General features: G+C 64.7%; 7 protein-coding genes. 6 read left to right on the top strand and 1 reads right to left on the bottom strand.

Annotated elements, in window-relative coordinates; all coding sequences use genetic code 11:
• Positions 1-79 precede the first annotated feature (79 nt).
• Both ABLE92_RS12285 and ABLE92_RS12280 read left to right on the top strand, forming a co-directional pair.
• Positions 80-343 carry a type II toxin-antitoxin system RelE family toxin gene (locus ABLE92_RS12285; RefSeq protein WP_348805039.1) on the top strand — a complete coding sequence of 88 codons (264 nt, stop codon included), beginning with the start codon at positions 80-82 and terminating at the stop codon, positions 341-343.
• Positions 340-582: a type II toxin-antitoxin system Phd/YefM family antitoxin gene (locus ABLE92_RS12280; RefSeq protein WP_348805038.1), complete on the top strand. Its 243-nt coding sequence runs from the start codon at positions 340-342 to the stop codon at positions 580-582. The genes ABLE92_RS12285 and ABLE92_RS12280 overlap by 4 nt, the downstream gene beginning before the upstream one ends.
• 214 nt (positions 583-796) lie before the next feature.
• Here ABLE92_RS12280 and ABLE92_RS12275 read toward each other — a convergent pair whose 3' ends face one another.
• The gene (locus ABLE92_RS12275) at positions 797-4,750 is read right to left on the bottom strand and encodes a hypothetical protein (protein ID WP_348805037.1); all 3,954 of its coding nucleotides are present in this window, start codon (positions 4,748-4,750) and stop codon (positions 797-799) included.
• A gap of 653 nt (positions 4,751-5,403) precedes the next feature.
• Between ABLE92_RS12275 and ABLE92_RS12270 the strand changes: the two genes are divergently transcribed.
• The 4 genes from ABLE92_RS12270 to ABLE92_RS12255 all read left to right on the top strand — a co-directional run bounded on the left by ABLE92_RS12270 (position 5,404) and on the right by ABLE92_RS12255 (position 12,134).
• Positions 5,404-6,954: a hypothetical protein gene (locus tag ABLE92_RS12270; protein ID WP_348805036.1), complete on the top strand. Its 1,551-nt coding sequence runs from the start codon at positions 5,404-5,406 to the stop codon at positions 6,952-6,954.
• Complete coding sequence (locus ABLE92_RS12265) at positions 6,951-8,390, top strand: glycosyltransferase family 2 protein (RefSeq protein ID WP_348805035.1); 1,440 nt, start codon at positions 6,951-6,953, stop codon at positions 8,388-8,390. The genes ABLE92_RS12270 and ABLE92_RS12265 overlap by 4 nt, the downstream gene beginning before the upstream one ends.
• A complete protein-coding gene (locus ABLE92_RS12260) occupies positions 8,383-10,404 on the top strand; it encodes a hypothetical protein (protein ID WP_348805034.1) in 2,022 nt (673 codons plus the stop codon). Before ABLE92_RS12265 ends, ABLE92_RS12260 begins: the two co-directional genes overlap by 8 nt.
• 110 nt (positions 10,405-10,514) lie before the next feature.
• Positions 10,515-12,134 carry a glycosyltransferase family 39 protein gene (locus tag ABLE92_RS12255; protein WP_348805033.1) on the top strand — a complete coding sequence of 540 codons (1,620 nt, stop codon included), beginning with the start codon at positions 10,515-10,517 and terminating at the stop codon, positions 12,132-12,134.
• Positions 12,135-12,360: the final 226 nt, after the last annotated feature.

Below are 12,360 nucleotides of genomic sequence, written 5' to 3'. Positions count from 1 at the left end.
GTGATGCGAGCGAAATGTGGTCCACACTTGTAGTCTGCATCCGTTGCGTGAATGTGGTCCACATTAGTAGACTACTTTCATGAGCGGATACGAGGTGCGGATCACGACCAGCGCGGCAAAGTCGCTGGCCAAACTCCCCCGAGTCGAGCAGAAGCGCATCAGTAGTGCGATCACTGCCCTGCCCGAGAACCCGCGTCCCCACGGCGTGACCAAACTGTCGGGCACCACCGACAGCTACCGCATCCGCGTCGGCAACTACCGCGTCGTCTACACGATTGACGACGGCGAATTAATCATCGTGGTCGTCCGTATCGGCCACCGAAGGGAGGTCTACACCCGATGAGCTACTCCATCCGCGAGGCGAAAGCCAAGCTGTCCGAGCTGATCCGAGATGCCGAGGATGAGCCTACGGTGATCTCGAACCACGGAAAGCCGGCCGCGATCGTACTCTCCCCGGAGCGCTACGATGGCCTGCTGGAGGAGATCGAGGACCTTCGCGATCGACTCGCCGTCTACGAGTCGCGCGACGAACCGACGATGCCGTTCGAGAAGATGGTCGCCGAACTCGGACTGAACGACTGAGGCAACATCAGGGTGATCGGTTGCTTTCGTCCGACCTGATCTGAGATCGTCGCACTCATGGTGCTCTGAGCCGCAGGGTGATCCGATTTGCGGCCTCTCGAAGTCGGGCCAGTGTGAAGAGCCCAATTTGCTGGATCTTCACCTCATGGTCCTAACCCACGTCAGCCTGTCCTATCCGACAGAAGACCTCGACCCACAGAGGGCGATCGGCGCGTCAGCCTGGGGGGATGAGGTAGGGCACCGCCAACGTGAGGGCGTTCCGGTCCGTGGCGTCTTCTGACCAGTACATGGTATGGCTCTGGAATCCGTAGAACGCCAACAGATTCATGAAGGTCGGCTCGATCTCGATATCCCAGCGGAGAGTGTAGGGAGAGCCAGAGAGGCTGGACCCAGCAGCGGATGACGCCGCTGTCGCAGGCGGGGTCACCATTCCGAGCTCTGCCGTCAAGGGATCCTTCTGGTCACTGAAGTTTGAGCCGAGTAGGTCGATGTTGGCGTACATATTGATCCACGTGAAGTCCGTCGGATAGCGCTGAGTCGTATGCCAAATGGGTTTGAATGCTCTGGCGAAGTCGAAAGGTGCGCCGATGGTGACGAGCCTCTTGACCTTGGACAGGATCGCGATCTCCCCCGATGTCGGAAACAACGTGTCGATTGCTACCAGTGCGCCAAAGCTGTAGGCGACGATCGTGATTTCGCGTTCGGGTTCCTTTTTGGAGATCTCTGAAATGAGGTCGGTCAGTTGCGCCGCGGAAGTGCCCTGCCCGTCGCCGAGGTTGAGGTAGCTCTGCGCGATGGCGAGGATCTCCCCAGACCGAAGGAGCCGTGCCACGTGTTGTCGGGAGAGCGTGAGAATCACTCCGCCGGCGACGGAGGTGCCCACCATGAGTCGCTGCCACAACGTATCAAACATCGGCAAGACTTGATCCGAGGCTTCCGGCGATGAGTTGGCTTGTGTCGCAGCCTCAGACGTCGTGGTTGGACTCGATGTCGCAACCGCCGATGTCGCGGCGGCCTCCGTAACGCCTGCCTGTTCGGTGGTCGTAGTCGGGGGCGGCGCTGCGGTTGGAGATGAGGCCTGTGACGTCGATGCTTGGCCGGGGTTGTCATTGCTCGCCGCTGCTCCCCGCACGGCCGCGACGAACAACATGAGTGCCGTGATCACGAGGAGGACGAAATAGGCGGCCAGAGCGACGACCATCAGCGACGCCGCGATCAGTTGCGTGCGACCAAGGGTGTTCTTCCTGCCTGCGGTCGTGAAGAAGCGCAAGAAGGGCACAATCCGCATCAAAGCCGGTAAGAGGCTGAGGATCCGAACCGCGACGTTGCGCTTATGCCATTTATCGATGAGTGCCGAGGCCCACTTCAAGTCGTAGATCGCCGCAATCTCTGGTGGCTCGGAGGGCGGTTGTGGAGTTGCGGTGGCTGCGGTGCCTGCGGCCGGTGGAGTTGTGGTCGTCGTGCCAGTGCCTGGCGAAGTCTGATTCGAGGGCGCCCTCTGCGTCGGTTTGGCAAGAGTGAGCTTGGTGATGGGCTGCGGATCACCGAATGTGGTGGAGTAGGACATGGAAAGTGCTGTGGGGCCATAGGTTCCGGAGTCTGGGAACTGGTGTGTGCACGCCTTCAACAGATTCCTCGCGAATCCCTCGGCGGTGCACGTAGGCTCCCCGGCGGACGCAAGTCCACCGAGAAAGACAATGGTCTGTGCGCCTGTAGGTTCTGGGGGCGGTGGGGGTGGGTTGCCGGGCAATCCACCCGTTACGCCAGGAGTCGACGGCCCTGAACCCGCGGTGGGAGTAGCTGTGTTCGGTTGCGCGAGTGGTGAGCCGGGTGGCGTCGGTCCCGACGGCGACGGCTGTGGAATCGGCCCAGATGTGAGTTCGGCAATCCACTGATCCCACGTTGGATCGGACGTGTATCCAGAATGCTGCCGCGTGCGATCACCGGGCCATTCCTGTCCGGACGGGTCAGGGAGCCAGACCTCGGACGAGATCCACAGGCCGTCCTCTGGGAAGCAAAGTTGCTTGACGCGGACGCCATTTGGTTGTGGGTTCCATTCTCTTCCCGGACGGCCGTACCACGCCATACCTCCTCGGCGCACCGCCGAGAACACACCATCGCCGAGGTAGTCGGTGAATCGCGCGAGGTTGATCCACCGCCCGCCCAAACCATTGCCGAGGTCTTTCATCGAATTATGGTCTAGCGCTGAGGGAAACGCGCGGCCATATGCCCAGCCCAACTGAGAACCATAAGTCAACAAGCTCACGTCGGTGGCTTTGTCGAACGATGCCAGACGGTGCGCGACGGCGTACATCAACAACGATCCCTGGCTATGGCCGCACAGCACGAGATGGCTGTCCTTCAGATCCTCCAGGGTCGCATAACTTTCGAGATCGCGGATGGCCCGTGGCGCGTACGCCGGCGGAACCAATGGATGCGCTTCACGAGGCCAGAACGATGCAAGATCCCACAACACCCCCAGGTTGCGTCCGGCGCTCCGCGGCTTGCGGATCGCGTTGTAGATCGACCACAACAACGCGATCTCGGCGACGAACAGCGCGATGATGCCGACCGTCTGGAGCCAGGAGCTGCTGGTGATCCAACCCGGTCGGAACAGTTCGATCGCGCCGACGACGAGGAAGGCGAGCGTGATCAGCCCGATGGCCTGCGGGATGTGTAGTTTCGCCTCGGCCAGGGCCGCTTGGAATCGCCACCGCCTGGAATCCTTCGGCATCAACTCGTTGTTCAGTCGGTTGCGTTCTTTGCCTCGTATCCCGCAGTAGATGATCAGCAGCACAGCGATCGCGCAACCGGCGCCGATGACAACGGCTCCCCAGGCCCACGCCACATGTGTGTACGTCTCCGGGACAGTGAAGCCGGACTGTGAGATCCATTCCTGCCCAACGCTTTGAGTTATCCAGCTCCAGACCTGCTTGACCACGTCCTGCGGCTCGGTGGGATCGGTGGTGATCACTCCTGCCGCGACGCGCGTCAACGCGACACCCGCACCCGCTCCGAGGAGCACGGCGATGGCGGCGACACACGGTGCATGAAACCCGAAGAGCCAGACTCCTGCGCGGCCATAGGGGCGAGGATCGGCGCCTGGAGGCGACCTGTGCAAGTAGAGGACGAGTAGGACGCACAACGTGGTCAACGCAGCGGCAGCAATCAGTATGTAGGTGACCACTTCACCGTTTCCCAGACCGTGCGCGGCAGTGCGGGCCTTGCCGGTCGAAATCTCCGAGCTTTGGGTGAACACCGTCGCCATGCGGTCGGGGAGAATCCACCCCGTCACGATCGCCAAACCCAGTGTGCTGAAACCGATCCAGAACATGGAGCGGTATCCGCCGAACCAGCGCCAGACGATTCTCAGTCGAGAGTCGGGGCCGCCCCACGTGTACGTACCTCCCGACCCACGAGGATCGTCGCACAACACGGTGACGACGATCGCGATACCACCCAAGACCAGGCATGCGACCTTGAGTGCGGTGTAGCCGTGGAAACCGCCCGCGAGAAAGACTGCGGGCGTGACGATCGCGATCATCGCATGAGTCGTGAGCAGTGTGGGTGCCCGAGCATCCCGGGGCTTCACGAAGTCATCGCTGGCGATCTGCGGAATACCGGCGGTAGGGGGCGTGTGGCCGTCGTTGTCGCAGCCGCGCAGATCCCGATCATGATCAATCGACATCGCCAGCACCCCGCCCACGGCGAGGATGGCGATGATGATGATGAACACCAGCCACGACCGCACCTCGGTACCGCGCGGTTCCGCCCAATCGGCCTGCAGCCAATCCCAGCACCGCGTCGATGAATCCGCGAGCCTGAGGCTCACGCATTGGGTGAGGACGACGTCGGCAAACAGGATGGTCAGCTGCACCATGACCAGCGCGGTCATCGCAAGGCCGATCAGTCGGAATGATGCCCGGGCAAGGAAGAGTAGTCCTCTGTCGATGGAATCGCGCGGTGCGGGCAGCATCCACGTTGCGACGTTGACCAGCGCGAACGGGACGAACAACGCCCACAGTGCCTGCACCGCAAGCCCTGAGGTCATGTCACCCCATCGATAGGCGACGTGGCGATGGTTATCGCTGTCTTCGGCAGGCGCCGGTGTGGTGAAGAAGCCTTTGCCGTCGCGGGTGATGTCCTCCCCGCTGCGGTCGGCCTTCACCCGGGGACAGTCGAGAATGGCTTCCGGGGGAGTGCCACTCACACCGTGCGTGCGTAACTCGACAATTCTCTGACCGGCCATGGACATACAACTCCAGCGTTGTTGGCGTCGGTCGGCGGCGACGCACCTGCGGGTACGTTACCGCCGTATCTCACTGCGCCGTCCGGTTTTACCGATTCGTGCCCGGTCCTATGCGGATCGTCTATCGAGCATTAGCTGTGCGGAAGATTCGCATTGCAGACGGTATACGGTGCCGTCGACCACCGTCGAAGACCGATCGTGCCAACGGAATCGTCCGGTCGGGTCGAGTGGGGGCCCTTATTCGAGGCGACCCTGTTGTCGCGCATCCAGCACAGGCGAGTCCGCCTCTGACCATCACCACAGACTGTCCATCAAGTAAGTTCCACACAATTGACAGCCATTGCTTGACACTTCCGAAACCCATTCCGAGAATGCCCATTCCATCGCGATAGGAACACCACCGCGACCTCCACAAAGACCCGAATCCCCAGCCTTTCTTCCCAATCAGAAGCACTGCATTCACCGACAACCACCGCTAACATTTATCGCGTCTGTGGTTCAGCAAAGCCGTCGGGGGAAGCGATGCGACGAGCCGCGCCTCGCTCACCGCTCCCGGAAAGACATCCGACCGCATGACCACTCGACCTGTGCGCGCGCAACCGCCGTCGGCGCCACCGCCGTATGACATCACCGAGCGGGTTGGCGCACCGACACGTCCGCCATCACCGGGGTGGCGATCGGTGGCGCGGCGACTGACCCGACCGCGCGACATGCCGTTGGCGGTGCGTTACTTCACCGCTGTGGGTTCGTCGGTGCTCGCGTTCGCCCCGATCCTGGTCACCTACATCGAGCAGGCCACGCTCGGCTCTCCGGGAACGTATCTGTTGTTCATGCCCTTCTGGGGGCTGCTCATCGTCCTCGGTCTCGATCCGCGCTCCCACGGCCGCGAGATCAATGATTCTGAGTTCGACCGGATCGTGGCCGTGGTCATCGGCGCCGGCCTGATCACCGCGGTCTCCCTGGCGGCTCCGCGACTCCCTGCAGCGGCCGCCTTTTGGCACGCCGAGGTGATCCCCCTGCTGATCTGGGTGTTCGCCGCGTCCATCGTCATCTTCGGTATCCGACGAGTGGTGCGGGACTACGTGGTCTGGCTGTTTCTGCTGGCGTGCTTCCCGCCCAACATCCTCTTGTTCGCGCAGATGCTGGGAGGTACGACCCTCGCGGTGGGCGCGGTCACGATCATCCTCGGCGCGATCGCGACCGGGCTGGCCTTTCGGCATTCCGCGGTGGCGATTCCGGCTGCCCTCACCTATGCGGGGGCCGGTATCGCGATGGTGTTCGCCCTGCGGGAGCATCCCGCGCTGGCCTACACCGTTCCCGCCGCCATTCTGACCGCCGTCGTGATTGTTGTTCGCATACGGGTGGGTCCCCATCAGGCGACGGGGTCACTACCCCGACACTCGATCGTGACCATCACCGCCGGGTGGGCCGCCGCGCTGCTGGTGCTGGCCTTCGCGCCCCGCCCCCTGCCCCTCATCGCACCGTCGGATCTGCCACTGGCACAGTCCAATTGGGTCGACGAGATTTCCGATCTGCCGATGATGCTGGTATCGAACCCGATCACCTACTCCTGGGGTCCCCGTGTCCTGGGTGACGGCGGATCGGTGCAGCGTTACCGGATCACCGCGCGCACCACCGCCTCCCACGATTCCCAGATCGCGTTCCTGGACGTGTTCACCAGCCGGGATCTGGGCCGGTTCGCCGACTACCGTCGCGGTGTCTGGTACGCCGCGGCGCCACCGGCCGTCTGGACGGCGTACCAGGCCACCACCGATGCCCACATCACCACACTCGGCGAGATGCGCGCCGCCACAGAGGCGGTTCGCACGCCCGACGACGACTCCCTGTGGACGGCACGGCAATGGGGCTGGAAGGTGCAGGTCGACAACAGGATCTGCTTTCAGGGGATCTACCTGCTGGCCTCGTTGGACACCCACCGGCCCGACGCCGTGACCGCACCACAGCCCCCGAGCTACCGCAGCGTGGTGGTGGCCCCGATCACCTGGCTCATCACCGACCGGTCGACCCCCGGTGACATCGGTCCGGCCATCGCCGGCCCCGTCGAAGAATCCCTCACGGCGCTGGCGTGGCGTCTGGTGCGCACCGGTGAGGGACAACGGTGAGCACCGACCCGCCGGCGCAGACCAATCTCGCACCTCTCGCCGATCACCTGACGGCACGCACACCGCTGAGCCGCGCGCAACGGGTCCTCTCGGTGGCGTTCGTCGCGCTGCTCATCGCCGGATTCGTGCTGTCCTGGCATCTGACCCTGGCGACCCTCGCCGCCACCTGCGCGGTGTATTTCTTCGTCTCCAGCCTCGACAAGATCATCCTGGTCACCCGGGGCATGACCGGTCGTGGCATCATCCGCATCTCCGACGCCGCCGCCCGTGCCATCCCGGATGCCGACCTACCCGTCTACACCGTGCTGCTGCCGGTTTATGGTGAACCCGAGATCGTCACCAACCTCGTCGCCGGTGTCTGCCAAATCGACTATCCGGCAGACAAACTCGACATCCTTCTGGTCCTCGAGGCCGATGATCGGGAGACCATCGACGCCGTCTTCGCCGCCGACATCGACGGTGTCATCCCGGTCCTGGTTCCCGCCGGCGAACCTCGCACCAAACCGAAGGCCTGCAACCATGCGATGAACCTGCCGAGGGAACGCAGTGACATCGTCACCATCTACGACGCCGAGGACATCCCGGACCCGCTGCAACTCCGGAAAGCGGCGGCGGTGTTCGCGGCCAGCGCGCCGGAGGTGGTGTCGGTGCAGGCACGGTTGGGGTACTACAACGAACGCGACAACCTGCTGACCCGATGGTTCTCCCTCGAATACGACCAGTGGTTCTCCTACATGCTGCCGGCGCTGAGCGCATCGAAATGTGTGATCCCGCTCGGCGGGACGTCGAATCACTTTCGTACCCAAGCGCTTCGGAAGGTTGGTGGGTGGGACGCCTTCAACGTCACCGAGGACGCCGATCTCGGGTTGCGGCTGGCCCGGCACGGCTACCGCACCGTCGTCCTGGACTCGCTCACCGAGGAGGAGGCCAACGCCGACGTCGTCAACTGGGTGCGGCAACGCTCCCGCTGGTACAAGGGCTACCTGCAGACCTTCCTGGTGCACGCCCGCCAACCGGTCAGCCTGGTCCGGCAACTCGGCGTCATCCCCACCCTGCGCGTGGTGAACCTGACCGCCGGTATGCCGTTCGCCAACACCGTCAATCTCGCATTCTGGCTCTCGCTCATCGTCTGGTATTCCGGCCGTCCGGACTTCCTGCACGGACTGTTCCCCGGCCCCATCTACTACCTGTGTCTGCTGATGTTCACCGTCGGCAACCTCGCCTCGGTCATGCTCGGTGTGGTCTCGGCCCGCGCCCGCAACAAGCCCTACCTTCTCGTGGCCGCGCTGCTGGTTCCCGGATACTGGTTCCTGCAGTCGATGGCCGCACTCAAGAGTGTCGCCCAACTCATCTACAAACCCTCGTACTGGGAGAAGACCGTCCATGGGTTGTCACCGCAGCTATCGCCGTCCGCATCCGAATCCGACGATGACTGACCATCACCGCCGAAGCGGACGCGCACTGCTCACCACGCTGGTCACCACCCTGGTGCTGGCGATCAGTGCCGCACCGGCGGCCGCCGCGCCCGGTGATCCGGTGCAAACGACGTTGGGGTGGCGGCAACTCGGTCTCGGTACCTCGGTGCAGATCACCGCCGCCGACGCCCCGCAGACCATCGGCATCCCGGTACCCGACGGCACCCGACCGACCACCCTCACCGGTGTGGTGGCCTCGGCGGTCAACGTCACCGACGCCTTCCTGCAGGTCACCCACGCCGACGGCACCATCCTGGGCACCATTGAGGTTCCCGCCTTCGGACCCGATCAACGCAGCATCCCGTTCACGGTGCCGCTCACCGGTCTTCCGGTCCTCAACGGACACACCGAACTTCGTGTGACACTGCGCAATCCGGGGATCGACGCCATCTGCGGCCCGACACCCGAGGTGAATCTGGCCAACCTTGCCGTCGCCTATGCCGGCACCGAAACCGCACCCACCACCATCGAGCAGTTCTTCGGACCGGTGCTGAACACCATCACCCTCTACGTACCCCCCGACCCGAGTTCGGTTGTCGCGCAGACGGTGGTCGATCTGGTGACCGCCCTCACCGGCCACTACCGACCGCAACGCGTCACCATCACCGTCGCCGAACGTCCCACCTCCGGCGACCCACCCACCCGAGGCCCCCTCGACCGTGCGGTGGTGATCGATCAGACCGACGGCGCGGGCGGCATCGGGTTGCGTAACGCCGGTCAGGCCAACGCCTACCTGCAGATCAGCGGCAACGCCCAGGCCCTACCGATCCAGACTGCGTTGTTCCGTGACGATATGACCGCGCTGGCCCAGACCGACTCCGTCGCCGTCACCGGTCTCGGACAGCGCGAGGTGCAGGGTTCCGACGTCATCACCTTCGGCCAGTTCTCCGACCGGCTGTCGGCCGAGGTCCTCGGCACCACCACCCTGGTCCCCGGATTCAACCCCACACAACTGGCTCTCGGTCGGCCCGGGCAGGTGCGGATTCACCTGCGCGCCACCTACACCCCGGTCCGCCAGGACGAACGTGCCACCATGCTCGCCGTCAGCGGAGGTCAGGTGCTCGACACCGCCACCCTCGATCAGAGCGGTTCCCTCGACACCGATTTCCTCATCCCTGCCCCACAGGTCGCGGCCAACGCACCCCTGGAACTGCGGTTGTCCTACGAGCCGGCGCCGGCCGCCTGCACCCCACGCACCGTGCCCTTGACGTTCCAGATCGATCCGTCGTCGACGGCGCAGGCCGAAGCAACGCCGGTCCAGATGGGTGGGTTCTCCTCGGTGCCGCTGGGCTGGCAACCCAGCGTGCAGGTCGCCCTCACCGAGGGTGACACGTACCAATTAAGTATTGCCGCAGCACTTCTCGCCTCGGTGCAGCGCACCTCGGCGACGCCGATCAGTCCGATCGTGGTGCCCCTCGACCAGGCGATCGCCAGTTCCAGCGGAGCGCTCATCATCGCCGATGCGGCTGCCGCGCACCCCCTGAACCCGCCGGTCAACGTCACCGAGGCCACCACCACCGTCGCACTGCCGCAACAGGTTCGATTGCAGATCCCCGGCGGGCTGGGCACCATCCAGGCGTTCGGCCAGGACTCGCGGACGGTGCTGCTGGTGAGTACCTCCGGTCCGTGGACGCTGGTGGATCCGCTGATGGGCTACCTCGACGCCTCCGACGGTGAACTCGGCGACCTGCGTGGGGATGTTCTCGTCGCCGGCCGCGACCGTCAGGCGCGACTGCTGACCGTCCGTGCCGACGGCCCGGTCACCCTCGTCTCCGACGTCGGCAACGCGTGGGTGCTGTGGGTCGCCGTCTCCGCGATCTTGCTGGCCCTGATCGGCGCCGGTGGCGTGGCCGTCACCGTGATCCGCCGCCGACGCGGTGGCCGGGTACGCCGGCCATCCACCGACCCACCCGACACCGACGACACGGCGGTCGACGAGACGGGTGCCGAACCGGATCCGCCGTCCTCGCGGTGACCGCCACACTCGTCCCGGCGGCAGGCCCGGTCCCGGACCTCGTCGATGGGCCCTCCGATCCACCGGGTGCGCGGCTTGACCGCGAACAATGGTGGGGGATAGCCCTGTTCGTGACCGCACTGATCGTCTACCTCGGTGTCGGCGTGTACCTGTACGTGGTGACCGGCTACATCAATCCCGATGCCGGCAGCCGCGTCGGCAACGCGGCGTTCACCGTCCTGAGTCGCGATCCGCATCTCGGTGCGATCGGCTTCGTGTGGAATCCGTTGCCCAGTCTCGTGGAGATCCCGCTCGTGGAGGTCTTCGAGCACTGGCCGGCCAATCGGTGGCCGCAGTTGCGGCGCGTCGGATTCGAGGGCGCCATCATGAGCGCGGTCTTCATGGCCGGTGGGGTCTGGCAGGTCCGCCGGATCGCGCTGGATTACTCGGCCGGCCGGGTGGTGCGGTGGGCCGCGGTCCTCGCCTGCGCCGCCAATCCGATGATCCTGCTGTACGGCGGAATGGGGATGAGCGAGGCCCCGTTCCTGTTCTTTCTGCTGTGGACATGCCGTCGCGTGCTGTGCTGGGTGCGTCGTCGCGGCGTGGGCGACCTCGTGTGTGCCGGTGCCGCACTGGGATTGGGGTATCTCACGCGGTACGAGGCGATCGTGGCGGCCGTCGCGGTCACCGTCGGGGTGTTCTGCGTGTCGACGCTGCGTCACCGATCGAACTCGGCAGCGCGCCTGCAGAACTACCGTGCCGGTGCCGCCTTCGGCATGCACGACGCGGTGATCGTCGGACTGCCCACCGCGTTCGCGTTCATAGTGTGGGCCGGCGCCGGCTGGATTCTCGACGGAAATGCGTTCTCGCAGTTCTCCTCCCAGTACGGCAACGCCGCGCAGGTGGCGGCACTGGGGGTGGTGTCGGTCGACGACGTGGGGGTGGCACCCGTCCTCACGACCGCGGCAGCGGGGCTGCTCGGCATGCAACCCCTGCTGCTGGTGGTGGCCGTCGTCGTCTCCTGGAGGGCGATCCGCACCCGCACCGTCGACGCTGCCGTCGTCCTCGCGGTCTTCGGGTCGATCCTCGTGTTTCAGATCGCCGCGGTGATCGTCGGGTCGACGTTCGGGTGGTTCCGGTTCTACCTGACCGTGATACCGCTGGTGGTGATCGCGGTGCTGGTGGCCGGCGGGGTGCACCGTCAGCGCTCCGCACAGGGGTGGCCGCGCATCTCGGCCGTCCTGATGGTCCTGGTGCTGGTGACCAGCATCCCGGTGACGGCGCAGACGATGCTGTCGCCGGGAATCGCGAAGGAGGAGTACGGCATTCGATCGGCGTTCTGGCCACAGCGGTACCCGCCGGAGACGTATTGGTTCTATTGGTTCGGCGACGTCTCCCGCAACGTCGCGCGCTGGCTCGACGATCAGCATCTTCCCGACGGTTCGGTGCTGGTGGACACCTTCGGGTTGGCGCGAATCTGGCTGTTCTCGGATCGGCCCGAGCAGTTCGTCATCCGCAGCGACCTCGACTTCTTCTCCAAACTCAACAGTCCGGCCACCCGCGGTGTGCAGTACATCGTGTCGCAGCGGCCCACCGGTCTCGGCGCGCTCGACGCGATCAATGTCCGCTACCCGAGCATGTGGGATGACGGGGCACAGATCGCGACGCCGGCGATGACGGTCGTCGGCCCCGACGGCAGGCCACAGTTCCGGCTCTATCGGGTGGCCGGCGCATCCCAGGCGACGAAGTGACCTACCTGTTGGCCGAGAGACCTCACCCGCCACAGGCCGAGTGACCCTCCATCTCCGCCGGCCGAGTGACCCGTGCGAGCGAAGCGCCTGGTGGCCGTATCGGGGCCACCCCCTGACATTCAACGCAATTATGTCCAACTTGCGTGCAATGGGTGCACTCCGGCTACTATGGAATCCGCAAGTCCCTGCGACGACCCCCGACTGTCGCAGGGACTTGCGCTATCTC

The organism is Gordonia oleivorans, from assembly GCF_040044975.1.
Taxonomy (GTDB): Bacteria; Actinomycetota; Actinomycetes; order Mycobacteriales; family Mycobacteriaceae; genus Gordonia; species Gordonia oleivorans.
Note: the sequence above shows the minus strand (reverse complement) of the source record. Positions and strands in the feature narration are given on the sequence as shown.

What these genes read in the sequence shown, in the direction of transcription:
- ABLE92_RS12285 (WP_348805039.1), top strand. Translation starts at nt 80, where the DNA reads ATGAGCGGATACGAGGTGCGGATCACGACCAGCGCGGCAAAGTCGCTG.
- ABLE92_RS12270 (WP_348805036.1), top strand. Translation starts at nt 5,404, where the DNA reads ATGACCACTCGACCTGTGCGCGCGCAACCGCCGTCGGCGCCACCGCCG.
- ABLE92_RS12260 (WP_348805034.1), top strand. Translation starts at nt 8,383, where the DNA reads ATGACTGACCATCACCGCCGAAGCGGACGCGCACTGCTCACCACGCTG.
- ABLE92_RS12280 (WP_348805038.1), top strand. Translation starts at nt 340, where the DNA reads ATGAGCTACTCCATCCGCGAGGCGAAAGCCAAGCTGTCCGAGCTGATC.